Raw genomic sequence first — 24369 nt, 5'->3', positions numbered from 1 at the left:
GCGACAACCGGACACAACGACTCGTCCAGCTTCAACCCGCACTCAGCCCAGTCCCGCTACCGATCTAACGGTCTTCTGGGGTTATGCAGTCCGTGTGTCCCCCAGTGCATGGATGACCGTCGATGAGCATCGCACCCGTATGAGTGAGCAGGGTGTTCGTCCTTGCTTCGTTCGCCTTGTCTGAGGTGGCGTGCAAGCCCGCGATTTCGGCCAGCATGTTGGCCGCCATAGTGGCCATCGTCAGAGCTACAAGGGGCTGGCTCGAACCAGCCTCTTTCCAGACCTCTTGGAAGGACGAAGGACACTCCGGACAGCGGTCGACACTGTGGATCAAGCGCACGGTGGTACGCGTCGCTGCCAGCCAGTGAAGGTCATTAAGCTCTTCCTCGCTGACGACGTCTCGCTTCCCTCCGGTGTCTTCGCCTGATGCTTGCTCTATTTTCGCCGACTCTGGGGTATCGGTGGCCATGGGACGAAGTAGAACCCAAATCCTCCGCAGCGTCGACTAGCCTTGGCGGAACCTTTACGGGACCTTGGCGTGCACGCACCTAGCGCCCAATCATGACTGGCGGCGGACGAAGGTTCCGCGACCGCGTAGGACTACAACCAGCCCGCGTTCAACCAGGACCTCTACGGCGCGCTTGATCGTCATTCGGGCTACGCCGTACTCCTCGCCGAGAGCCGGGATCGACAGCAGTGCGGCGCCCTCAGCAAGGACCCCATCCCTGATCTGCTGCTCGATGTGATCCGCAATCTGGATATAGCGGTATTCAGTGGGATCCCACTCGATCGGGTACTCACGGTCATCAGCCACATAGATCAACCTAGACAGGCCCTGACCTGCGTAAACAGACAGGGCTTTCTATAGTTGTCTACGTCGACCTATAGTGACCCTCATGCAGGTGAAGCGCGTACCAAGGATCGCCGGTTGGTCAGTAGCCCTCGAAGATCAGACGTACGTCGCGACGAGGGCTGACGTCCTCACCGACTATCAGCGCCAGTGGGGCGCAGTCTCCGAGGTAGAGGCACGGACCGACGTGGAACTGTGGGTCCTGTGCGACGCACAGACGCGCCTGGCTGAGCGCCTCACCCTCGCGGAGGCAGCAAGGCCGAGGATCACGCCGCATCCCAAGATCCTCGCTCGTCGGGCTAGCCAGGATGGCCGGTCATGACCGGCCCCGGTGCGCAGGAAGCGCACGGCCGGCGCCCGGCGTACGTGAAGGCGGCGGAAGATCTACGCGACCGGATCCTGAGCGGAGAGTTCGCCAGCGGTTCAGCGCTTCCGAGCGAACTCGCGTTGGCGGTGCAGTACGGCATTTCAAGGACGAGCGTTCGGAACAGCATCCGACGACTCCGAGAATGGGAACTCGTCGAGACCCGGCGAGGCTCTGGAACTTATGTCTTGTGGCGTGCCAAGAGGCCCATAAGTGTGGTCGGTTCCGAGGGAACGCTTAGCGGCAGCCTGGATCCCGAAGATTCACGCGCCCCGTCCAAGCAAATCGCAGACCAGTTGAGATCGGCGATTCTCGCTGGACGCCTTCAACCAAACACGAAGCTACCTTCTCAGAATCAACTCTCCGCGCTGTACGGGGTTGCTCGGGAGACCGTCAAGACGGCTTTGCGGCACCTTGCTGCAGAAGGTCTCATCGTGAGCCGCCAAGGGAGCGGCTCATACGTTCACGCGGGCACCTCTGACGCTAAAGGGTCTGGGGCGGCTTCCTCCGAACACTCGGACGCCGAAGCTTTCAATACGGCGATGAAAAGCTTTGAAGAAGTCCACGGAAAAGTAGCACACGTGATCCAAACGACGCCGGAGCCGAGCCGGGCCTTCGACTATTCGTCACAACTCGCCAACAAGTTGCGCGACTTGGCGGAGGGAGCGGCTGATTTGCGCGCGCAAGCCGCGGTGAGAATCGCCGAACACGAAAAACTCTCACTCACCGTTCTGGCCATGAAGATCAGCACTTCCAGAGCCCGCGCCGGACAACTCATGCAGAGAGGAAAGAGGATAAGGCAGGAGTCGGAGATACCACGTAAGGACTAGCGATGCGTGAACACGGATCAGCGCCTACAAGAGGTGACATGGAACGTCGACAGGTTCTTTCCGGGGTCGCACTAGTTGGGCTAATGCCCGTCATCAGCAAAGGAAGAAATTTGAACCACTCACCACACGTCGAAAAGGTGCGGAACGAACTCGACATCTCCGACTATCGGAAGCGCATCTTCTACCAATGGGCGCCCGCCGCCGCACATGGTGAGCCGACGACGCCACTACTTGGCGAGGTTCATGCCGACTTCCTCGTCACCCGCTCCCTGACCATTCGAGCCAATGACCCCTCACGCCAACGGGAGGGCTACCACGTAATGGCCTGGCAGGGGGTACTTCTCACGGCACTTCACACGAAACTCGGCAACATCATGCAGGCCCGCCAATCGGCGAATGTGGCACGGGAGTTCGGTTACCAATGCGGTGACCGTGCAGCGGTGGCCAGCGCCTACGACCGCGAATCAATCGGCGAGATCTGGTATGGAACGCCGGAGCGTGGTGTGCAGGCAGCCACGCGCGGTATCCACCTCGCCGAGACCGGAAGTGGTGCGCACTTCTGGCCTATTCTCGCCGGTCTCCACTCACAAGCGATGGTCCATTACGCCAGATCATCGAACCACATTGCCCTATCCGAAGAGCATGAAAGGCGGGTGCTGGACTGGCAACAGCGGTTGCCTGAGACGCGCAGGCCGAACGCCTTCGAACTCGTGCCGTCACAAATGTACAACTCGCTGGCAATCGCGCATGCGTTCCGTCGACACGAGGACGCAGCAGAGCTATTCAGCGTCGGTTTCCGGGCGACCGGATACTCAGCGCGAGGGCGAAAGGGTTTCCGGAAACTCCTTCGATTGAATCAGGCATGGGCCGAAGGCTCAAAACAACCGCGTAAGGGGGTCGAAATTGCGTGTGACGTGATGCACTCGTTCGCCCAGGAAGGTGCCGCGCCGGATCCGATCTATCGGCACCGGGCACTCCGGGTGCTTGACGCCCTCCCGGCGTCTTTCCCACAACGAGAGACAACCGAACTGCGGAAACTCATCGACCAGGCTTCATAAGCCTGTTCGTCGCGCGTCCACAGCCGCGCTCGGGTGAGGTCCACACGTGGTCATCTGTCGAAACTGCCGACGGCCCCTCCGATTGTCGAGACACTTGCACTTAGAGTTTTGGGTGCATGAGGACGGCAACGTTGCGTGTCACTGGGGGCCAGACATCATGACGCTTTATGGCACGAACGCAGATCCGGTGCGAACAGATGGCACTGATCCGCACGCAGGTAGCGATCAGGACCCGTCTGGTTGATGATGCTGGTCGTACATACCAGCCAGGGCCGGTGCAAGCCCGGAGAGGTGCCGACGCCAGTTCTCATCGAGTGCGGCCGCGTTCGTGGCATCGGTTTCCAGAAGGAACCTCAGGTGACGGAGGCCATGAATAAGGACGTCGATATGCCGAGGTGCCGGCGGATCCAGAGGCGAATGCGTAGGAGGCTTTCCTACGGCCGTCGCCAGGTCGAGACTGACCGGCAACGCATTCGGCCATCTATCCCGGATAAGGCCGGTGACGCCGATCACTGCCATATAGGTCACTAGAAGGGCGGGACCGTCGACCCGCCAGGAAGTGGAGTGAAGCAAGGCCGCCTTATCGACTGCGTCGTGGTCACCAAGGATGAACTCAACTTCGGTGTGCGGCTCACTGTCGGACCTGACATTACCGGAACGCCATGCGTCTTCCCCGCTGAGTAGCCACATTCCGACTCTGTCGGCAGCCACGGGCCAGATCTCGACACGTACCGGCATGTTCTCCAACAGTCTTATCCTTCCTCTGGATTCTTCGGTGCATGTCGTTGCTTCTTGCCCCGCTGGACGAGTTGTCCCGCTCTTGCCCGTGATGTGCTGATCCGTTTGGCGAGAACCGTGAGCGTCAGCTTTTCGTGTTCTGCAATCCGGACCGCCGTCTGTGCGCGTAGATCGGCTGCGTCCTCCGCCAACAGACGCAACTTGTCGGCCAACTCTGTGGAGTACTCGAAAGCCTGCTGAGGCTCTGGCATCGCCCGGATTACTGAGGCTGCCCTCTCTTGGGCCTCCTCCAGGCTTTCCAGCGCCGCACCGAACGCTCGCGACGCAGACCGATCGGGCACGGCCGACCCTCCGGGCACGGCCGTGCTGCCACGGGCGCTGACGAAGGAACCACTCCCCTGGCGACTCTCGATGAGTCCTTCCGCCGCCAACTGCCGCAACGCAGCCTTGACGGTCTCGCGCGCCACCCCGTACCGCTCTGAGAGCTGTTTCTGGGAAGGCAGCTTGGCCAACGGCCGCAGCCGCCCGGACGTGATCGCCGCCCGCAACTGATCGGCGATCTGCTTGGACGGGGACCGTGGATCCTCCGAGTCCAGGTCACTCAGGTAATCACCAGCACCCGAAGCCATGCGGGGAGGCTACTACATGGCTAGTCAAGATCCTGGGCGGGCTGGCTAGGCCGCAACATACCTGGCTAGCCATGCTAAAAGATCTTCGAATTTTCTGATCACCACTCTGACCTGCAAGTTTTAGACGAACCGTGCCCTTCACTTGTCCATTGAGCGCAAGAGGGGGCTTGACGGTCGCCTAGCCATCTTCCTACGTTCTTCACAAGCCGCTTGGCAGACAGGCCAAGGAGTTCACAGGGAGGCCCGAGATGTTCCCGCAGCCCAAGAAGTACGGCCCCACGGTCTTCGGCGTGGTCGCCCTGATCTTCGCCTTCAACAACCCCGAGAAGGCCGCCCAGTTCATCAACCAGGCGTTCGACGCCATCGAGAGGTTCGCGAACGCCCTTGGCTGACCGTCTTTCCAGCGCCGTTCCGGTTCACAGCCACCAAGCACGAACCCGGATCAGCGGCTCAACCGATCACGAATCGACCAGCGAGGATGTCATGACCGTTCACCCGTCCAAGCTCTCTCTCACGTCCCGTGAGGCTCTCGGCTTCACCGAAGCGGAGTGCCTCTACGACCCGGAGCTTCACACCGGTCCCGAGGCCGTCGACGAGAGCCCGGAGGAAGAGGCTGCCCGGCACCTGATCGCCACTGAGGTGTGCCTCGCCTGCCCGCTCCTGGGGCAGTGCCTCCGCCGCGCGGTCGCCGGTTCGCCGGAGCCCGGTATCTGGGGCACCTTCGACGCCGAGTCGCTGACCGCGATCATCGACGACGGCAACACGGCTGATCACGCCCTGAGCGAGGTGGCCTGAGCCGTGACAGTTCCCATCCCGGCCGTAGACCAGCTACGTAGCTTCGCCGCGTCGGCAGAAGACCTCGCGAGCGCCGTTCTGAGCGCCTACGAGTCCTTTCGCAACACGAGTGACCAGGACGGGGACCCGAACTCCGTTCGCATGCAAGCTTTCCGCTTGCCCCACGCTGCCGGGGAGATACTCCAGGCCGCAGAGGACTTGCGGGTAGCCGCGAACTACGTCGATGGCATCCCGCAGTTCGCCACCAACCCATGCGAGTTCCCTTGGGGCGTGTGCCCCGAACACGGCGCTTCTCTCGTGTCCAGCGGGGGATGCACGTGGTGCCGGACGTGTCGACGCGCGTGGAACTACCCCCGCTTGGCGTTGCCATGCCGCGAGGCGGCCCGGTGGCTGCTAACCGACCAGGCCGGCGACACCCGCCATGTCTGCGACGGGCACGCGACGGCCGCGCGAGCGCAACTCATCGGCGCCCATGTCGTCCCTCTCCCCGACCGGGAGGACGTGTGATGAGCACTATCGAGAGCCTCTCGCCGCCGCCACCGTCGTTCGGGCAGACCGGCTCTGACGTTCGGCAGGCACGCAAGCTGTCCAGCAACGAGTTCACCGCCGTTGCCGTCGTCGCCGCCCTGGTCGCCGTTCTCGGTTTGCTGGGATTCGTCAACAGCTTCGCGGCAGTCGCCGAAGCGGCGCGCCCGTCGTTCGGGCGCCTCGCGTGGACGGTCCCGCTAGGGGTCGACCTAGGGATTGCGATCTTCGCCGCCCTAGACATCGTCCTCGCGCGCCTCAACATGCGTATGCGGTGGCTCCGGCTCATCCCCTGGACGCTCACAGCGGCGACGGTCTACATGAACGTTGCCGGGGAGTCGTCCGCATTCGGCAAGGTCGCTCACGCCGTCCTGCCATGCCTGTGGGTCGTCGCTGTAGAGGTCGCCTCTCATGTCGTTCGGGTGCGGGCGGGGATCGAAGCTGGCACCCGCATGGACCGGATCCGGTTCTCGCGGTGGCTTCTGTCCCCGCTCCGGACGGCCGCCCTGTGGCGCCGCATGGTGCTCTGGGAGGTCCGTTCCTACTCGGACGCGCTCACCCGCGAACGCGCGAGGCTCCTAACGCTCACCGACCTACAGGACGCCTACGGCACGGTGGCATGGCGCTGGCACGCTCCGCGCAGGGTCCGTGCCCTCTACCGGCTCGGCGAACTCACGTCCAACAAGGACGCGGACCGCACGGACGGTCGTCCGGCCGCCGCGCCGATCGAGACGGACAACCGTCCGGCGATCGAGCCGCCGTCCGGCCCGTCGTCCCGGACCGACAAGCGGACGAACGCGCGGACGGCACGCCGGACGGTCCCGGCGAGACCGCGTGGACGGTCCGCACCGAGCAAGCGGGCCGTCCCCGACGTGGACGACCTCATGCAGCTCGGATGGCGCATCGCCGCAGACCTCGAATCGCGCAGCGTCGCCCTCAACCGGGACAACCTCGCCGCCGCCCTGCGTGACAGCGACCAGGCCGTGAGCAACGCGCGTGCCAGCGCTCTCCTCGCCCGACTCAAGACGGAGGCCCTTACCGAACCGACCCGTCCAAACGCCGCTGACGCTCCGGCCGAACACGACCTGATCGAGGGAGACCGATGAACTTCAGCAAGCCCATGGCCGAGGTGCTCCGCCTTCCCGTTCCGTACGCCGACCAGTCGACCGACGCTGACGAGACGCTCACGGACAGCGCCGGAAGTGGCGAGGACAACGGGGGCGACATCGGAGGCCACCCGGCCGCCCCGTCCTCTGCGGACGGCCCGGAGGACGGGGACGACGCCCTAGAGGGGACAGTCCTGGTCGACCAGGCCACGCCCCGCCGCCAAGAGTTCCGGACACGCTTCCTCGCGGGGCGAGGCGCCCGGCGTCGTCCGATCATCGTCCCATGGCTCCGTGACCGCGAGGAGGCGAAGACCACCGTCCGGTGGGCGGTCGACTACGGCGCCCACATCGCCGGATACCACGCCGCCCGGATCCCGCTGTACGCCACGACTCTCGCCTTTCGCTCGCCCCGTGGTGTCTGGCGACTGATCGCCGGAACGTGGCGCTGGACGTGCGACGCGGAGGCCCTGCCGCTCCGCCTGGGCGCGGTGGACGGCAACGACGCAGACACTTACCTCCGGCTACTGCGCGAGCGTGACAACCGCGTCCGGTGGCGTCGCCTGGTCGCCTCCGGCGGTCTGGTCGGCGCCGGTTTCGCCGCCTCCGCTGTGGCGGCCGCGGGAGGGGTCACACAAGCCACAGCCCTCGCCGCCCTGGTCGCGGTACTCGGCTGGATCGGCTCCCCTGCGGACAAGCCGCTCATGGGTCCGGCCGTCGTCTCGACCAGCGCGCCGAAGCTGACGAGTGGGATCGTCGTCCGTGCTCTGGGCGCCCTGGGCATCGCTGAGATCAACAAGGCGCTAGGCAAGGGTGGCGCCGGAATCACGTTCCCCGCGCCGATCACCCGTGACGGTCCCGGATGGCGCGCTGACGTTGACCTCCCGTACGGGGTCACCGTCACCGACATCATGGACCGGCGTGAGCGCCTCGCGTCCGGCCTCCGGCGCCCTCTCGGTTGTGTCTGGCCGGAGCCTGCCCACGACCAGCACGCCGGACGGCTCGTCCTGTGGGTCGGCGACCAGGACATGAACCAGGTCAAGCCTCCGGCGTGGCCGCTGGCCAAGTCCGGTACAGCTGACCTTTTCAAGGCGATCCCGTTCGGCACCGACCAGCGCGGCCGGACGATCACCCTCACGCTCATGTACGCGAACGCGCTGATCGCTGCCATGCCGGGCATGGGCAAGACGTTCGCTCTCCGCATCCTCGCCCTGGCGGCCGCACTGGATGCCCTCGCCGAACTCCGCACCTTCGAACTCAAAGGCTCCGGTGACCTGTCCGCCCTAGAAAAGGTGGCTCACCACTACGGATCCGGACAGGACGACGAGACGATAGCCGCGTGCCTCGCCTCGCTCCGAGAGATCCGTAAGGAACTGGAACGGCGCGCCCAGACTCTCCGCAAGCTGCCCAAGGACGTCTGCCCGGAGAACAAGGTCACGCCCCAACTCGCCGCGAAGAAGTCACTCGGCCTCCGGCCCCTGGTCTTCATCATCGACGAGTGCCAGAACCTCTTCGCCCACCCGACCTACGGCGCCGAGGCCGCCGAACTCTGCACCGCGATCATCAAGCTTGGCCGCGCCTTTGGCGTGATCCTGCTTCTGGCCACGCAACGCCCCGACAAGGACTCTCTACCGACCGGCGTCTCTGCCAACGTCGGGATCCGGTTCTGTCTGCGGGTCATGGGACAAGTCGAGAACGACATGGTTCTTGGCACCTCCGCATACCGCAACGGGCTCCGCGCCACCACGTTCGGCCTCCGAGACAAGGGCATCGGCTACCTGGTCGGAGACGCCGACGACCCCCAGACCGGCCGCTCCTACTACATCGACAACCTGACCGCTGAGCACATCTGCGAGCGCGCCCGCACCCTCCGGAAGGCCGCCGGCACCCTGACCGGCTACGCGGCCGGAGAGGACTCGACGACGGCGGACGCCGGAATCTCGCTCCTCGATGACGTGGCCGCCGTCATCGCCTCCGACGAAGACAAGATCTGGTCGGAGACCGTCGTCAAGCGCCTCGCCGAACTCCGCCCTGGTCTCTACTCCGGATGGACGCCCGGCCAACTCACCGACGCTCTCAAGCCCTATGGGGTCACCACCCGGCAAGTCTGGGGCCAGGACGACGACGGCAAGGGAGCGAACCGGCGCGGCATCGTCCGTGAGGACGTCCAGGAGGCCGCCCGGAAGGCAACCGGCACGCCCTGATCAACGCCGTAGGCGCCGCTAGGTCTAGCGCCCACCCCCGCTAGACCTAGCGGCCCCGCTAGCGGCCTAACTGCCACCTGACCAGCGAACAAGCGTTCTAGCGCCCTAGCTACAGCCTTGCCCGAAACACCCCTAGGAGGCTCTGTGACCCCCATGATCCTCGCCGCTAGCGACGGTGGATCGGACACCGGATCGTTCGTCCTCTTCGTCATCGTCGCTGCCGTCGCGTACGTCGTTCACTGCCTTGTCTGGCCGTTCCGAGCGTGCCGGAAGTGCGGAGGCGCCGGACGATTCCGGTCGCCCTCCGGCCGCGCGTGGCGCTACTGCGACCAGTGCGGAGGGCGCGCCGCTCAAGTCCGTCTAGGCCGACGCGCCTGGACGTACGTGATGAACACACGAGACCGCAGCAAGCACTAGACGCAAAGCGGCCCCGGCGCCACAGCCACCAAGCACGAGCACCGGAGCCGCGCCCCAACCGATCACAACCGATGGAGGCACCTACATCATGGCGTCCGCGCGTCACCCGGTCGATAGCGACCAGGACACACCGGCCGACCTCGCCGACTTCGTTCGGCCCCGTCCGCACAACATCGACGCTGAGCAACACGTCTTGGGCGCGGTCATGATCTCGCCGCCCGCTCTGCCAGAGGTTCGCTCGCTCCTGGACGGAAGCGACTTCTACCGGCCCGCTCATCAACAGATCTGGGCGGCCATCACAAGCCTCGCCGACCGTGGCGCGCCCTTTGAGCCGGTCGCGGTGGCCGCAGCCATCGAGCCGCGCGAGCTAGCCAAGATCGGCGGTGCGCCATACCTGCACACGCTCATCAGTCAGGTACCGAGCGCCACGAACGCCACGTACTACGCCCAGCTCGTTCGCCGCCTCGCCTACGCCCGACGCGTGACCGCCACGGGGACACGGCTCATGCAGATCGGCTACAGCGCGACGGGCGACGTTGACCACGACATGCGCAGCGCCGTCGCTGACGAACTGTCCGCCCTCGCCGCGATGGACGCGCAGGGTTGGCCTTCCCCGGCGCCGCTTTCCGCCACTCCCGAACTGCCGACCTTCCCTGTCTGGGCGTTCCCTGACTGGCTTGGCGAGTATGCGGCCCGCCTAGCCGAGGTCACCCAGACCCCGGCCGATCTCGCCGGTTGCCTCGCCCTCGCCGTCCTGGGAGTGGCGGCCGGAGGCAAGGTTTGGGTACAGGGGCCCGCTTGGGCTGAACCGACCAACCTCTTCACCCTGGTCGTGTTGCCGCCCGGCAACCGCAAATCCGAGGTCTACAAGCACATGACGGCCCCGATCAGGGCGGCGGAAGCAACCCTGATCGAGCAGGCAAAGCCGGGCATCGCCGAGGCCGTCATTGCCCGACGCGTCGCGGAGGCGCACGCCGAGAAGGCAGAGAAGGCCGCCGCGAATGCCGTAGACGCCACGCAGCAGGCCGCCGCCCTGGACGACGCGACGACCGCCCGGCTTGCTCTCGACGAGGCGACCGTTCCGGCCGAACCGTGCCTGTTCTCCGATGACGCCACCGTGGAACGGCTGACGTCCCACCTCGCCGAGCAAGGCGGACGGTTCGCGATCCTCTCGCCGGAGGGCGAAATTTTCTCTATCGCCGCAGGGCGCTACTCCGGCGCCCCCAACTTCGCCATCCTCAAGTCTGGCCACGCTGGCGAGGAAATGCGCACCGACCGCGTGGGGCGTTCGTCGGAGCGCATCCCCGCAGCCACGGTCACGCTCGGCATCTGCACACAGCCCGGCGTCCTCACGCGTCTCGGCGAGACGCCGCAGTTCCTCGAACAAGGGCTACTCGGCAGACTGCTCTACTCGGTTCCCAAGTCCCTACTCGGCTACCGAGAGCCCAACCCCGCACCAATGCCGCAAGAGATTCAGGACACCTACCGGGCCAACGTCACAGCGCTAGTTCTGTCGATGCACATGCTTCCCGAGTCGGAGACGGTTCGTTTCACGCCGGACGCTGAGCGCGCCATCATCGCGCTATTGGCAGAAACAGAACCGCGCTTTCGCCCCGGAATCGGCGACCTCGCCCACATGACCGACTGGGGCGGCAAGTACGTAGGTGCCGTTCTCCGCATCGCCGCCCTACTCCACATCGCGAAACACTTCCGCGATGGCTGGGACCGACCCATCACACTCGCCACATTCCAGAACGCACACCAGATCGGCGAATACTTCACGGTTCACGCGCAAGCCGCTTACGACGCCATCGGAGCCGACCCGGCCGTCAACGACGCGCGCACTCTGCTCGACTGGATCGAGCGAACCGGCACAACACAGTTCGGCGCGCGTGACGTGCTCTCGTCCCTCCGGCGCTTCAAGAAGGTCGCAGACCTGGACCCGGCACTCCGCATCTTGGAGTCGCACGGCTGGATTCGACGCGTGCCCACACCACCGAAGAACGGGCGAGGCCGTAAGGCCGGTCCCGTCTACGAGACCCACCCGGACGCCACAGGGACGACGAGATGACTCCCGCGTCCCGCTCGCGCAGCGTCACTGCGCCCGCGGTTGCCGCGCCCTCCGCCAGCAACGCAGCCCGTCAGCAGAAACCAGCAAAACCGATTCTGCGGGATTCCGCTGACGTGCTTCACCGCTGTAGGCCGCCACCTCGCTCCCGTTGACGTCGCTCCCCGTGACCGGTGCGCAGCCACCAGCACGACACCGGCCACCAGTCCGACCGATCACACGCCGAAGAAATGAGGTAGCAATTGCCCGTCAAGACACAACGCGACGAAAAGCTCACCGTCGCCGAGGTATGCGCCGAACTCAAAATCTCCCCCTCAACCTTCTACGACTGGCGCCTAAAGGAGCGCGCCCCTCGCTGCCTCACGCTCCCGAACAAGTCCCTCCGGGTTCTTCGCTCCGAACTCGACCGCTGGCTCTCAACCTGCGAGGACGCCGCCTGATGAAAGACACCACATTCGACGTACGGATTCACGAGACCCACGTTCGACAGGGCGCGAGGGTCACCACGTACACCGTCCGTTGGAAGGTCGGATCGAAGCGGTGGACCGAAGGGTTCCGTCGAAGCGCACAGGCGGAAAGCTTCCGTTCAAGCCTTGTCACCGCCACGAAGAACGGCGAGGCGTTCAGCCTCCGAACCGGGCGCCCTGTCTCCTGGACGCGCGAGGAGAACGCAATCAGCTGGTATGCGTTCTCACTCGACTACGTCACCGCGAAATGGCCGTACGCCTCGCCGAACCATCGGCGAGGCATCGCAGAGGCTCTCACCGACGCGACGGAAGCCCTTCTGACGTCTCAGAAGGGCGCGCCGTCCCGCGAGGAGATCCGCCTAGCCCTCCGAAGCTGGGCGTACAGTGAACGCCTTCAGAAGGGCGGAGAGCCGCCCGAAGCGCTGTTGCCCACCCTCCGTTGGCTGGAACGCAACACCATCGACATGGGCGACCTGGCGCCCGACCGCGACGGCGCCACCATCGCGAGGGCTGTACTCGACAGACTCAGCAGAAAGAAGGACGGGACCCCGGCCGCCGGCACTACGTCCACCCGCAAGCGGGTCACGTTCAACAACGCCATGGAGTACGCGTGTGAGCGTTCAATCCTCCCTGCCAACCCGCTCAAGCGAGTGAAGTGGACCAAGCCCCGTACGGCACAAACACTCGACATGCGAACCGTTGTGAACGCCGAACAGGCCACGCGCCTCCTCGCCGCCGTCAAGCCGCAGGGCAAGCGAGGCGAACGAATGGTGGCGTTCTTCGCCCTCATGTACTACGCCGCTCTACGCCCCGAAGAGGTTGTGGACCTCCGGCGTGACAACCTCGTCTCTCTCCCGCCGGAAGGGTGGGGAGAGTTGCGCCTCACACACTCGGAGCCGCGTAGCGGGTCTAGGTGGACGAACGGCGGCAAGCCACGCGACCGGCAACCACTCAAGCATCGTGCCCCCGGCGAGACACGTCCGGTTCCCCTTCACCCGGAGCTCGTTCGCCTCCTCCGGCATCACATCGAAGCGTTCCGGGTCCAACCTGGTTGCCGTCTGTTCGTCGGGCCACGCGGCGGGATCATGACCGACCGGACGTACCTGGGCGCATGGCGGACGGCGAGAGCCAACGCGCTCACACCCGAAGAGGCCGCCTCACCGCTCGCTGAGACGCCGTATGCCCTCCGGCACGCCGCCGTGTCCACCTGGTTGAGCGCGGGCGTCCCGCCCGCGCAGGTGGCCGAGTGGGCGGGTCACAGCGTGGCCGTGCTCCTCCGGGTCTACGCCAAGTGCGTGGCCGGGCAAGAGGAAGAGGCCAAGCGCAGGATCACGGAGGCAACCAGGGTCGGCCGGAGCCCGGTCAACGGCGAGGAGGACGCGACCGGAGGCCCTGACCGGGCCGCCTAGGGCGTCGGAGATTCATCCCGTATCCAACCCGCACAGCCGTTGACACCGGCAAACGATCAGAGACGGTCGGACGGAACGAGAACAGCCCCTGACCGGGGAACGCCTGGTCAGGGGCTGTTCTTTGCTGGTGCGGCGGGTACTGGGTTCGAACCTCCGCAGGCTATGCCGATGATTTCCAGAGATCTCGATATCGACGATCATGGCGTCGACCTGCGGCGGAGTCTCTTTTGACCGCCCCACGCCGCATCTCCGTTCCGCCCGTGGTTCCGTGAGCGTTTAATCTGGGCCCCGGCCCACATCCCCCATCATCTCTGTTGGGAGATTCGAAGCGGGAGGCCAAAGGTGGCCGACATGTCTAGAAATGCCACCGTGACGGTTGGGAGTCGATAGCATTCCGTCACGGAACTCTTAACCCAAGCAAGAAGACTACAGGAACATTCTATACAAAAATCACGAAAGGACTTCCATGGAGAACGAAAATGCTGGCGACATTTTTGATGCGATTTTCGGTTTCAATGAGACACTCATCTCGCTCCACCATTTGATTCCAAGTTCAGCCCACAGCAGCCTACGTGCCGCGGATCGAAAGTGGAGGCTCGAAGTCATAGCGAAAGCTTTTCAAGGGGACAGGGAGGATGACTTCCAGGGGTTGCTCAAGAAGTTCGCGGCCAACAAGTTGTCGAGAGAGGAAGCGCGAGCCGAATTGGTCGAGATTATTGGCAAGGGATCAACAAATGCAAGCTTTGAACTCTCACTAAAGCAGTTGATCCTTCGCCCGGAACCTACGGCGGTAGTGCACAGAGCAACTTTAATGGTAATGGTCAGTGCTTTCGAGAGTCTTATTTCGTCGATCGTTGAAGTCTTTATGCGACAGAATCCACTCCAGGCACCCATCCAAGAGAAAGAGTTCAGTCTAGCTGAGCTGATCGCCGCCAACGATTTGGATGAAATAATAGAAAACGCACTGACCAAGCGGGTTGAGAACATCCTAAGGGGCGGTCTTGCATCTTGGACGAAATGGTTTGAGGAGCAAGGTCTTGTACTCCAGAATCTATGTATCAACTGGGACGAAGTGGCAGAAATATTCGAGCGACGTCACGCATATGTCCACACCGGAGGGAAAGTGAATCCCTCATACAAACATAAAGTTGCCGGAGCGGGACCGATAGGAAATCTACTGCCACTTGACGAACAGTACCTGCATTCAAGTCTTGGGCATATTGTCTGCCTGGGCAACCTGATAGCGACAAGATTTCTGCCGAAGACCAAAAAGAATATGTCCGCGCTCGCGGTTAGCGGGACCTCAATACTCTATTTCGATGAGCTAATGAAGCTGGACCAATGGGCAGCCATCCAAAAAATGGCTAACACGATAAAAAACGACGAGATGGAGCTCGATGTAAAACTTGAAGTTCGTTGCTTTGAGTGGCTTGCCGCCAAGCAATTGCACGACCTAAAGAAAATCGAACAGCAAATAAGAAGCTGGGACACTAGTGCTCTCAAGTCGAAGCATGCTTTCAAGAAAGCCGCTCTACTCGAAGACGTAGATGAGATGCAGGACGTTCTGTCCGCAGCACATGCGGCCAACGAATCATGGGTGACCTCCATAGAGGATATGCCAGAAGTTCAGTATCAGGAAAACATTCAAGCTTCCGTTTCCCGAATTATGAGCGAATTGCGTGATCATTAAAGGATGGCGTGTCACCCCAGGTACATGGGCATACTTCATGCGAGCGCGCTCTTAACACCATCGACGATCACCGGCCCGTCTTCCGTGAGAACGGCGCTGGTTCCCCCTCGTTGTCGAGGCGAACCAGCCTTTCGTTGCCCCGGACGGACCTCAAGACGGCCGCCGGTTTTCTGGTGGGCGCGAGGAGCGCTCTCCAAGAGCGTCTACGGGCGACGTCTGGCAAAGTGACCCGCGAGAAGGCTCTCATGCCCGCAGAGGCCGCCTCGCCGCTCGCTGAGACGCCGTATGCCCTCCGGCACGCCGCCGTGTCCACGTGGCTGAGCGCGGGTGTCCCACCCGCGCAGGTGGCCGAGTGGGCGGGTCACAGCGTGGCCGTCCTCCTCCGGGTCTACGCCAAGTGCGTGGCCGGTCAGGAGGAGGAAGCCAAGCGCAGGATCACAGAGGCGACCAGAGTCGACCTCAGGCCCGTCGAGAGCGAGGGGGGCACCGCCGGAGGCCCTGACCAACCCGCCTAGGGCCGTCAGAACTTCAACCCGTATTCAACCCGCGCAGCCGTAGGCGTCCGCAAACGATCAGAGACAACCGGACAGAACCAGAACAGCCCCTCACCGCGTATGTGCAGGTGAGGGGCTGTTTTTGCTGGTGTGGCGGGTGCAGGGTTCGAACCTGCGTAGGCTAAGCCGACGGATTTACAGTCCGCTCCCATTGGCCACTCGGGCAACCCGCCGTGGCGTCGCTTGCGCGACGGCTCTGGAAAGAATAGCGGACCGTGGGAGTGGGTGTGACATCGGGGCTTGGGCTTGATCGCTAAGCTCGATGGACCGTGAAAGTTGCTGCTGAGGGGATGTGTGTGCGATGGCGGACAGCTCTTTTGACATCGTCAGCAAGCTCGACCGGCAGGAGGTCGACAACGCGCTGAACCAGGCCGCCAAGGAGGTGGCCAACCGGTTCGACTTCCGGAACGTGGACGCGGGGATCAAGTGGTCGGGTGAGTCGATCGAGATCCAGGCGAACACGGAGGAGCGGGCCAACGCCGTGCTCGACGTGCTGAAGGACAAGCTCGTGAAGCGGGGCATCTCGCTGAAGGCGATCGATGCCGGTGAGCCGAAGCTGTCGGGGAAGGTGCACAAGCTGGGCGTGGGCCTGAAGGAGGGCATCGAGCAGGACGAGGCGAAGAAGATCGGGAAGATCATCCGGGATGAGGGGCCGAAGGGGGTCAAGGCCCAGGTCCAGGGGGACGAGCTGCGGGTCAGCTCGAAGAAGAGGGACGACCTCCAGGAGGTCATCGCGCTGCTCAAGGGGAAGGATCTTGAGGTGGCGCTCCAGTTCGTGAACTACCGGTAGTCGCCGTGGGAGCGCGCCGGCCCCATCCCCCGCAGAAGGGGCCGGCGCGTTCGGGTGTTATGACGCGGCGGCGCCCGGAACGGTTCAGTCGAATTCGTCCGGGGTGCTTCAGGGCCTGGGCCCGCGGCCGGCCATGCGTTCCAGGCGGGCGATGCGGTCGGCGACCGGGGGGTGGGTGGAGAACAGTTTGCCGATCCCCGCGCCGGAGAACGGGTTGGCGATCATCAGGGAGCTGGTGGTGGCGAGTTCGGGGTCCTGGGGCAGCGGCATCGCCCGGGTGCCCGCGTCGATCTTGCGGAGGGCGGAGGCCAGGGCGAGCGGGTCGCCGGTGAGGCGGGCGCCGGCGGCGTCGGCGGAGAATTCGCGGGTCCGGCTGATCGCCATTTGGACGACGGCGGCGGCCACGGGGCCGAGGACGAGGAGCATGAGGGCGCCGAGGAGGCCGGGGCCGTCGTCGTCCTCGGAGCGGCCGGGGATGAAGATCGCCAGGTAGGACAGGTAGGTGATGACGGTCGCGATGGCCGCGGCGACCGACGAGATGAGGATGTCGCGGTTGTAGACGTGCGACAGTTCGTGGCCGAGGACGGCGCGCAGTTCGCGTTCGTCCAGCGTCTGCAGGATGCCGCGGGTGCAGCAGACGGCGGCGTTGCGCGGGTTGCGTCCGGTGGCGAACGCGTTGGGCTGGCGGGTCTCGGAGACGTACAGGCGCGGCATGGGCTGGTGCGCGGAGGTCGCCAGTTCCCGGACGAGGCGGTACAGCATCGGCGCCTCGACCTCGCCGACCGGGTGGGCGCGCATGGAGCGCAGCGCGATCCGGTCGCTGAACGCGTAGGCGACGCCGTTGGTGCCGAGCGCGATGATCAGCGCGATCGTCAGGCCGGCGCCGCCGCCGACGGCCCATCCGGCGGTGAGCATCAATGCCGACAGCGCGGCGATCAGCGCTGCGGTCTTGACACCGTTGAACTGCACTTCCGTTGCCTCCCCGTCGACTCCGGCATGAACATCAACGGTTTGACCTGGGTGAACGTTCCCGGCTCAGGTGGCCTGACTCACTGTTTGCAGGACGATCTGGGGCGCGGCCGACAGGACCAGGGCACCGGCGGCGGTGGCGGTGATGGCGGCGCGGACGGGCAGTCCGGGGGCCGGGTCGTAGGACGGGCCGGGCGCGGGCGTGAACAGCCGCGCGGCCCAGACGAGGTAGTAGTACAGGCCGATCGCCGTGTTGATCGCCATCACGACGGCGAGCCAGGTGACGCCGCCCGCGACGGTCGCGCGGAACACGACGACCTTGGCGAACAGCCCCATGACGCCCGGGGGCAGGCCGGCGAGGCAGATCAGGAAGAAGGCGAGGGCGGTCGCGACGGCGGGGCTGCGGCGGGCGAGGCCGCGGTAGTCGTCGAGGGTGTCCCAGGAGGGGCTGAGACGCCCGGAGGTGCGGCGGCGGAAGCCGATCACCACGGCGAACGCGCCGAGGTTCATGACGGCGTAGAGGGCGACGTAGGCGGTGGTGGCGGCGACGGCTTCGGGGAGCCGGTTCGCGCCGACGGCGAGGGGCGCGAGCATGTAGCCGGACTGCGCGACCGACGACCAGGCGAGCAGCCGGATCGCGGTCCGCTGCCGCAGCGCGACGAGGTTGCCCAGGGTCATCGTGATCGCGGCCAGGACGGCGACGACCGGGCCCCACACGTGCCCGTAGGCGGGCAGCCCGAGCGCGAGGATGATCAGGAGCCCGGCGAACCCGGCGGCCTTGGAGACGACGGCCAGGAACGCGGCGACGGGCAGCGGGGACCCCTGGTAGACGTCCGGCGCCCAGAAGTGGAACGGGACGGCGGCGACCTTGAACGCGAACCCGGCGAGGACGAGGACGGACCCGGTGGCGGCGACGGGGCCGAGGTCCGCGGGGAGGTTCGAGAGGGCGGGGGCGATGCGGTCGAGGTGCATGGCGCCGGTCGCGCCGTACAGGAGGCTGACCCCGAACAGCATGATCGCGGTAGAGACCACGGAGACGAGGAAGAGCTTCAGCGCCGCCTCGGACGACGTCCCGTCGTAGCGGCGCAGGGCGGTGAGCGCGAACACCGGCAGCGCGAGCGTCTCCAGCGCGACGACGAGGAGGACGAGGTCGCGGGCGGCGACGAGGGTGAGCGCGCCGATGACGGCGGCGAGCAGCAGGAAGTGGTACTCGCCGACCGGCATCTTCGAGTCGGTGATCTCCTGGAGGGACAGCAGCACGACGACCACGGCGGCGCCGAGGACGATCCCCTGGAACAGGAGCGTGAAGTCGTCGGCGACGTAGGAGCAGGACGCGGGGCCGTCGCCGCGCAGGCCGTCCGGGAGGCAGAACGTGGCGCGGCGGCCGCCCGGCGCGAGGGCGATCACGGCGATGAGCGCGGCGGTGAGGGCCCCGCCGCTGAGCAGGCCCAGCAGGCGCCGTGGCGCGTCGAAGGCGTCGGCGAGCAGCAGCGCGATCGCGGCGACGGCGAGGATCAGCGGCGGCGCGACCGCCGCGTAGTCGATGCTCTGGATCATCAGCCGCCTCCGAACAGCACGCGGACGGGGCCGGTGGTCACGTCCAGCAGGGTCTTCGGCCACAGGCCGACCAGCAGCGTGAGCGCGATCAGCGGCACCCAGGCGGCGTACTCCTGCATGGACACCGCCGCGGCGGGGCGGCGGGCCTCGGCGACGCCGTCGGGCGGCCCGTGGGTGAGCTTGGAGAGCATGCGCAGGAAGTAGGCGGCGGTGAGCATCGCGCCGAGCGCGGCGACGGCCATGAACGTCACGAACGTCCCGCGCGGCAGGTCGGCGTGCGGGCGGTACGCGCCGAGCAGCGCGAGCATCTCGCCCCAGAAGCCGGCGAGTCCCGGCAGCCCGAGCGAGGCGACGGACGCGAACGTCAGGATCGACGCCAGCCGCGGGGAGGTGCCCAGCATCCCGCCGCCGAGCGCGTTCATGTCGGTGGTGCCCCAGCGTTCCTTGACCGATCCGGCGAGGAAGAACAGCAGGCCGGTGATGAGGCCGTGCGCGATGTTGCCGAACAGCGCGGCGTTGATGCCGACGGGGGTGAGGGTCGCGATGCCGAGCAGGACGAATCCCATGTGCCCGACGGACGAGAAGGCGATCATCCGTTTGAGGTCGCGCTGGGCGAGGCAGGCGAGCGCGCCGTAGACGATGCCGATGACGGCCAGCAGCCCGAGCCACGGCGCCCAGAACCGCGCCCCCTCCGGCGCGAGCGGCAGCGCCACGCGGATGAGGCCGTAGGTGCCCATCTTCAGCAGCACGCCAGCGAGCAGGACGGATCCGACGGTGGGCGCCTCGGTGTGCGCGTCGGGCAGCCAGGTGTGCAGCGGCCACATCGGCGCCTTCACCGCGAGCCCGAGGCCCATCAGGGCGAACGCGGTGATCTGGAGGCCGCGCGTCAGGCCGGACCCGTGCCGGGCTGCCAGTTCGGTCATGTCGAGGGTGCCGGCCGTGGCGCCGACGAGCAGCATCCCGGCGAGGAGCAGCCCGGAGCCGAGGAGGGTGTAGAGGATGAACTTGTAGGCGGCGGCGCGGCGTCCCGCACCGCCCCACAGCATGATCACCACGTACATGGGGATCAGGACGGTCTCGAAGAAGACGAAGAACAGCACGAGGTCGAGCGCGGTGAACGTGCCGAGCATCCCGATCTCGAGGACGAGCAGGAGCGCGGTCAGCAGCCGGATCCGGCCGCCCTCGGGCGGATGCCGCAGCATGTAGAGGAAGCAGAGGAACGTCAGCAGGGCGGTCAGCACGACCAGCGGCAGCGAGATCCCGTCGACGCCGAGGTGGAACCGCAGCCCGATCGCGGGCGCCCACTCCCGGTCGACCTCGTGCTGGACGCGGGAGGTCGCGCCGAAGTCGAAGGCCGTCAGCGCGGAGATCGCGACGAGCAGCGTCGCGGCGGACACGGCGGTCCCGAAGGCGCGGACGGCGAAGCCGGTGCGCAGGAACCGGTTCGCCGGGACGAGCATCGCCAGCGCCCCGGCGAGGGGGATCGCCATCATCAGCACGAAGATCACAGGAAGATCACCACCCCGGCGACGATGACGACGACGCCGGCGAGCAGGCCGGTGAGGTAGGACTGCGCGTTGCCGTTGTGCGGGACGCGGAGCAGTTCGCCGAGGCGGGTCGAGCCGCGTCCGGCCCCGGTGACGGCGGCGTCCACGCGACGCCGGTCGAGGACGACGATGTGGCGTGCCGCGGCTTGGACGGGCCGGACGATCGTCCGCTCGTACAGCTCGTCCACGTAGAAGGCCCGCGCGAAGACCGGACGGACCGGCCCGAGCGCGCGCGCAGGATCCAGAGCGGGGTCACGGTTCCACAGGAGGAACGCGGCCCCGGCACCGGCCGCGAGCAGCAGCACGCTCAGCAGCGCCGGGCCCGCGTGCGGGCGCAGTTCCTCCGCGCCGAGCCCGAAGAAGCCGAGGATCGCGGCGGGGACGGCCAGGGCCGCGACCGTCCACGACATGAGTCTCGACGGCTCCCGGATCTCGTACGAACCGCGCGGCTCGCCGAAGAACGTCATCAGCCACGCGCGCGTCGCATACGCCGCCGTCAACGCGACCGTGAGCAGCAGCCCCAGGTAGACCAGCCAGGCGACCCAGCCCGGCAGCGAGTACACGGGGGCGAGCTCGGACTGGACGAGGCCGCGCATGGTGCCCCCGTCCGGCCAGGAGCCGGGGACGAGCGCGTACCTGGGACGGCCGTCCGCCAGGGGTTCACCGCCGTGCAGGGCGGAGTGCTGGGCGGCCTCGATGACGGAGTCCTTGCTGAACCATCCGCTGAGAGGCGGGACGCCCGCGAGCGCGGCGAACCCCACGGTCATCGACCAGAACGTGACCGGCATGCCGCGCCGGAGCCCGCCGTAGTGGGCGAGCATGTTCGACCCGGCGACGACGATGACGCATCCGGCGGCGAGGAACAGCAGCGCCTTGAACGCGCCGTGGGTGAGCAGGTGGAAGATCGCCGCCGAGTCGGCGCCGACCGCGAGCCCGGCGGCCATCACGGCGAGCTGGCTGATCGTCGAGTACGCCAGGACGCGTTTCAGGTCGTCCTGTGCGAGGGCCGCGCAGGCCGCGCCGACCATGGAGATCACCGCGACGATCCCGAGGACGGCCAGCGCGGCGGGGGCCGCCTCGAACACCGGGAACAGCCGCGCGACGACGTAGACGCCCGCCGCGACCATCGTCGCCGCGTGGATGAGGGCGCTGATCGGCGTCGGGCCCGCCATCGCGTCCGGAAGCCAGGTGTGCAGCGGGAACTGGGCGCTCTTGCCCGCGACCCCGGCGAGCAGCAGCAGCGCCGCCGCCGTCACCGTCGTGCCCGGCAGCTCGCCCGCGCTCCGCACGATCTCGCGGATCTCGAACGTGCCCGCGCCGGCGCCGAGGACGAGTACGCCGATCAGGAACCCGACATCGCCGAGCCGCGTCACCAGGAACGCCTTGACCGCCGCCCGCGAGTTCGCCCGCTCCTCCCAGTGGTGCCCGATCAGGAAGTACGAGCAGATGCCCATGACCTCCCAGCCCGCGTACAGGACGAGGAGGTCTCCGGCGTAGACGACCAGCAGCATCGCGGCCGTGAACAGCGAGATGAACGCGGCGTAGGACGAGTAGCGGCGGTCCCTCTTCGTATCGGCGCCGTCCAGGTAGGCGACCGAGTACACCTGGACGGCGAGCGCCACGCAGCAGACCATGAGCGCGACGACGGCGGACAGCCCGTCCACCTGGAGGCCGACCCGGATCGGCACCGAACCGGTCTCGATCACCGTGAGGACGCCGATCCGCTCCCCCGGCGCCCGCCACACGGTGAACGCGACGATCGCCGCGAGGACGGCCGCCACCGCGATCGGCGCGCACGCGATGAGCGCGGGCCCGCTGCGCAGCGGCGCCACCCGGCCGCCGGAGCCGCCGGAGCCGCCGAGAACGCGGGTGAGGGACGGGCCGAACAGCATCCCGGCGAACGCGGCGAGGAACGGCAGCAGCGCCACCAGCGAGGCGAGCCAGATCACGGGGCGGCCTCCTCGACCGCCTTCTCGTCGGCCGCCTTCTCCTCGGGCCGGGCCTCGTCGGGTCCGGCCGGGCCCGTCCCGCGCTCCGACAGCGCGCGGAGCCGGTCGACGTCGACGTTCTGCCGGTTCCGGAACACCAGCAGGACGATCGCCAGCCCCAGCCCGATCTCCGCCGCCGCGATCACGATGATGAACAGCGTGAGGACCTGCCCGCCGTGCAGCGCGTCCTGGAACCAGATGTCGAACGTGACGAGGTTGAGGTTCACCGCGTTCAGCATCAGCTCGACCGACATCAGCACGAGGATCGCGTTGCGGCGCGCCAGCACCCCGTACACACCGATGGAGAACAGCAGCGCGGCGACGATCGTCGGGTAGGCGAGATGCATCAGCCGTGGTCTCCCTCGCCCGAACCCGCCTTGCCCGTGGTGCCCGTGGTGCCCGTGTCGTCGGTGTTAATGGTCTTGGCGGTCTTGTCGGTCTTGTCGCCGTCCGGGCGGGCGCGGATGTCCGAGCGCGACAGGACGATGGCGCCGACCAGGGACGACAGCAGCAGCACGGACAGGATCTCGAACGGCAGCACCCACGTCCGGAACACGCTCGCGCCGAGCGCCTCGGCCGACCCGCCGCCGTCCTTCAGCGGCATGCGCTCGTCCCCGAACCCCATGACCATCACGGTCACCAGGACGGCGGCGGTGGCGACGGCGACGGCCGCCGCGGCCCACCGGTTGCCGGAGTCCAGGTCGGCGGACTCTCCGATCGGCGCCCGGGTCAGCATGATCCCGAACAGCAGCAGGACGACGATCGCGCCGACGTAGATCAGCACCTGTACCCAGGCGACGAACTCGGCGGTGAGCACCAGGTAGCCGCCGGCGAGCGCGCCGAACGACACGACCAGCCACAGCGCCGCGTGGACGAGCCGCCGCGTCGTCACGACCAGGACCGCGGAGCCGACGGCGACGACGCCGAGCAGCGTGAACACGATCTCCTGGCCGCTCACGCGTCCGCCCCTGACCCTGGCCCCGGCCCGGCTCCCGGTCCCGGCGGTCTGCGCGCCGCCCGCTCGGCGGCCTTCTCTGCCGCGCCCACTTCCTTCGGCGGCTCGGCGGCCGGGTCGTGGGCCTGCGGCGGCGGGACGGTCCACATCCACTCCCGCAGCCGGTCCTTCTCGTGCGTCAGCTCCGCGATGTCGTACTCGGCGTACTCGAACTCCGGCGACCAGAACAGCGCGTCGAACGGGCAGACCTCGATGCAGATGCCGCAGTACATGCACAGCGCGAAGTCGATGGCGAACCGGTCGAGGACGTTGCGGGTGCGGGCCCGCCCGCCGCCCTCGGCAGGGAGGGTCTCCTTGTGCGAGTCGATGTAGATGCACCAGTCGGGGCATTCGCGGGCGCACAGCATGCAGACGGTGCAGTTCTCTTCGAACAGCGCGATGACGCCGCGGCTGCGCGGCGGCAGGTCGGGCTGCACTTCGGGGTATTGACGCGTTATGGAACGCCGCGTCATCGTTCGCAACGTGACCGCCAGCCCCTTGGCCAGCCCGCCTCCTGGTAGCCGTCCCACGCGCCCCATGATTGCGCACGATCGGCCCCCTGGGAACGCGGCGGGCTCCGCGTCCGTCGTACGGGGTATGGACCTCATGGTCGGCGGCAGGTTCGTGGGCAGGGAGGCAGCGTGAGTCATCCCGCAGATCGCCCCTCCGATTCCGGGCGCGGTCGCCGTCCGCAGGGCCCGGCCGGAGTCCCGCACGGCCCGCACGGCACCCATCCGCCGCCGTCGCGGACGTACGGGCCGCCCGGGTGGCGCCGCCCTTACCCGGGTCCGCCGGTTCCGCCGCCGGGCCCCCCGCCGCCGCT

Annotated in this window: 24 protein-coding genes and 1 tRNA gene; 13 read left to right on the top strand and 12 right to left on the bottom strand. The window is 66.6% G+C overall.

What is annotated here, in order from left to right; all coding sequences use genetic code 11:
- Positions 1 to 64 precede the first annotated feature (64 nt).
- Together E1285_RS06295 and E1285_RS06290 are read right to left on the bottom strand one after the other, a co-directional pair.
- Positions 65 to 469 carry a hypothetical protein gene (locus tag E1285_RS06295; RefSeq protein ID WP_132149016.1) on the bottom strand — a complete coding sequence of 135 codons (405 nt, stop codon included), beginning with the start codon at positions 467 to 469 and terminating at the stop codon, positions 65 to 67.
- Positions 470 to 559: 90 nt separating this feature from the next.
- On the bottom strand, positions 560 to 814 hold the full coding sequence (locus tag E1285_RS06290) for a winged helix-turn-helix domain-containing protein (protein WP_132149014.1): 255 nt from the start codon (positions 812 to 814) through the stop codon (positions 560 to 562).
- 354 nt (positions 815 to 1168) lie between these two features.
- On the opposite strand from E1285_RS06290, the gene E1285_RS06285 reads away from it, so the two are divergent.
- Together E1285_RS06285 and E1285_RS06280 are read left to right on the top strand one after the other, a co-directional pair.
- Complete coding sequence (locus E1285_RS06285; RefSeq protein WP_132149012.1) at positions 1169 to 2044, top strand: GntR family transcriptional regulator; 876 nt, start codon at positions 1169 to 1171, stop codon at positions 2042 to 2044.
- A 38-nt stretch (positions 2045 to 2082) separates the two neighbouring features.
- A complete protein-coding gene (locus E1285_RS06280; RefSeq protein WP_132149010.1) occupies positions 2083 to 3102 on the top strand; it encodes a hypothetical protein in 1020 nt (339 codons plus the stop codon).
- Between the two features lie 225 nt (positions 3103 to 3327).
- On the opposite strand, the gene E1285_RS06275 is transcribed toward E1285_RS06280, so the two are convergent.
- Positions 3328 to 3849, bottom strand: a complete 522-nt coding sequence (locus E1285_RS06275) for a hypothetical protein (RefSeq protein ID WP_132149008.1) — start codon at positions 3847 to 3849, stop codon at positions 3328 to 3330.
- A gap of 5 nt (positions 3850 to 3854) precedes the next feature.
- A complete protein-coding gene (locus tag E1285_RS06270) occupies positions 3855 to 4469 on the bottom strand; it encodes a GntR family transcriptional regulator (RefSeq protein WP_132149006.1) in 615 nt (204 codons plus the stop codon).
- A 248-nt stretch (positions 4470 to 4717) separates the two neighbouring features.
- Here E1285_RS06270 and E1285_RS45365 point away from each other — a divergent pair, with 248 nt between their 5' ends.
- The 10 genes from E1285_RS45365 to E1285_RS06225 all read left to right on the top strand — a co-directional run bounded on the left by E1285_RS45365 (position 4718) and on the right by E1285_RS06225 (position 15662).
- On the top strand, positions 4718 to 4861 hold the full coding sequence (locus tag E1285_RS45365; protein WP_165966481.1) for a hypothetical protein: 144 nt from the start codon (positions 4718 to 4720) through the stop codon (positions 4859 to 4861).
- A 91-nt stretch (positions 4862 to 4952) separates the two neighbouring features.
- The gene (locus E1285_RS06265) at positions 4953 to 5264 is read left to right on the top strand and encodes a WhiB family transcriptional regulator (protein ID WP_132149004.1); all 312 of its coding nucleotides are present in this window, start codon (positions 4953 to 4955) and stop codon (positions 5262 to 5264) included.
- A gap of 357 nt (positions 5265 to 5621) precedes the next feature.
- Complete coding sequence (locus E1285_RS45360; RefSeq protein ID WP_165966480.1) at positions 5622 to 5771, top strand: hypothetical protein; 150 nt, start codon at positions 5622 to 5624, stop codon at positions 5769 to 5771.
- Positions 5771 to 6895 (top strand): DUF2637 domain-containing protein, encoded by a 1125-nt coding sequence (locus E1285_RS06260; RefSeq protein WP_165966479.1) that lies wholly within the window; start codon positions 5771 to 5773, stop codon positions 6893 to 6895. Before E1285_RS45360 ends, E1285_RS06260 begins: the two co-directional genes overlap by 1 nt.
- Positions 6892 to 9096, top strand: a complete 2205-nt coding sequence (locus E1285_RS06255) for an FtsK/SpoIIIE domain-containing protein (RefSeq protein WP_132149000.1) — start codon at positions 6892 to 6894, stop codon at positions 9094 to 9096. The genes E1285_RS06260 and E1285_RS06255 overlap by 4 nt, the downstream gene beginning before the upstream one ends.
- A 505-nt stretch (positions 9097 to 9601) precedes the next feature.
- Entirely contained in the window at positions 9602 to 11584 is a 1983-nt protein-coding gene (locus E1285_RS06245) for a DUF3987 domain-containing protein (RefSeq protein WP_132148996.1), read from the top strand.
- A gap of 239 nt (positions 11585 to 11823) precedes the next feature.
- Entirely contained in the window at positions 11824 to 12021 is a 198-nt protein-coding gene (locus E1285_RS06240; protein WP_132148994.1) for a helix-turn-helix domain-containing protein, read from the top strand.
- Positions 12021 to 13457 carry a tyrosine-type recombinase/integrase gene (locus tag E1285_RS47180; RefSeq protein WP_132148992.1) on the top strand — a complete coding sequence of 479 codons (1437 nt, stop codon included), beginning with the start codon at positions 12021 to 12023 and terminating at the stop codon, positions 13455 to 13457. Before E1285_RS06240 ends, E1285_RS47180 begins: the two co-directional genes overlap by 1 nt.
- Before the next feature lie 466 nt (positions 13458 to 13923).
- Entirely contained in the window at positions 13924 to 15147 is a 1224-nt protein-coding gene (locus E1285_RS06230) for a hypothetical protein (protein ID WP_132148990.1), read from the top strand.
- 245 nt (positions 15148 to 15392) lie between these two features.
- Complete coding sequence (locus tag E1285_RS06225) at positions 15393 to 15662, top strand: hypothetical protein (RefSeq protein WP_243722598.1); 270 nt, start codon at positions 15393 to 15395, stop codon at positions 15660 to 15662.
- Positions 15663 to 15792: 130 nt separating this feature from the next.
- On the opposite strand, the gene E1285_RS06220 is transcribed toward E1285_RS06225, so the two are convergent.
- A tRNA-Tyr gene (locus E1285_RS06220) sits at positions 15793 to 15874 on the bottom strand.
- Positions 15875 to 16002: 128 nt separating this feature from the next.
- Here E1285_RS06220 and E1285_RS06215 point away from each other — a divergent pair.
- Positions 16003 to 16491 carry a YajQ family cyclic di-GMP-binding protein gene (locus E1285_RS06215; RefSeq protein ID WP_132148988.1) on the top strand — a complete coding sequence of 163 codons (489 nt, stop codon included), beginning with the start codon at positions 16003 to 16005 and terminating at the stop codon, positions 16489 to 16491.
- Positions 16492 to 16599: 108 nt separating this feature from the next.
- Here E1285_RS06215 and htpX read toward each other — a convergent pair whose 3' ends face one another.
- The 7 genes from htpX to E1285_RS06180 all read right to left on the bottom strand — a co-directional run bounded on the left by htpX (position 16600) and on the right by E1285_RS06180 (position 24019).
- Complete coding sequence (gene htpX / locus E1285_RS06210) at positions 16600 to 17460, bottom strand: zinc metalloprotease HtpX (protein ID WP_132148986.1); 861 nt, start codon at positions 17458 to 17460, stop codon at positions 16600 to 16602.
- Positions 17461 to 17526: 66 nt separating this feature from the next.
- The gene (locus tag E1285_RS06205) at positions 17527 to 19017 is read right to left on the bottom strand and encodes an NADH-quinone oxidoreductase subunit N (protein ID WP_132148984.1); all 1491 of its coding nucleotides are present in this window, start codon (positions 19015 to 19017) and stop codon (positions 17527 to 17529) included.
- Positions 19017 to 20525 carry an NADH-quinone oxidoreductase subunit M gene (locus tag E1285_RS06200; RefSeq protein ID WP_347814058.1) on the bottom strand — a complete coding sequence of 503 codons (1509 nt, stop codon included), beginning with the start codon at positions 20523 to 20525 and terminating at the stop codon, positions 19017 to 19019. Before E1285_RS06200 ends, E1285_RS06205 begins: the two co-directional genes overlap by 1 nt.
- Entirely contained in the window at positions 20522 to 22513 is a 1992-nt protein-coding gene (locus tag E1285_RS06195; protein WP_132148982.1) for an NADH-quinone oxidoreductase subunit L, read from the bottom strand. Before E1285_RS06195 ends, E1285_RS06200 begins: the two co-directional genes overlap by 4 nt.
- On the bottom strand, positions 22510 to 22899 hold the full coding sequence (gene nuoK / locus E1285_RS06190; RefSeq protein WP_132148980.1) for an NADH-quinone oxidoreductase subunit NuoK: 390 nt from the start codon (positions 22897 to 22899) through the stop codon (positions 22510 to 22512). The genes E1285_RS06195 and nuoK overlap by 4 nt, the downstream gene beginning before the upstream one ends.
- Complete coding sequence (locus E1285_RS06185) at positions 22899 to 23510, bottom strand: NADH-quinone oxidoreductase subunit J (RefSeq protein ID WP_132148978.1); 612 nt, start codon at positions 23508 to 23510, stop codon at positions 22899 to 22901. Before E1285_RS06185 ends, nuoK begins: the two co-directional genes overlap by 1 nt.
- A complete protein-coding gene (locus E1285_RS06180) occupies positions 23507 to 24019 on the bottom strand; it encodes an NADH-quinone oxidoreductase subunit I (protein WP_207946436.1) in 513 nt (170 codons plus the stop codon). The genes E1285_RS06185 and E1285_RS06180 overlap by 4 nt, the downstream gene beginning before the upstream one ends.
- Positions 24020 to 24369 lie beyond the last annotated feature (350 nt).

This window comes from Actinomadura sp. 7K507, assembly GCF_004348425.1.
In the GTDB taxonomy this organism is placed as follows: Bacteria; Actinomycetota; Actinomycetes; order Streptosporangiales; family Streptosporangiaceae; genus Spirillospora.
Note: the sequence above shows the minus strand (reverse complement) of the source record. Positions and strands in the feature narration are given on the sequence as shown.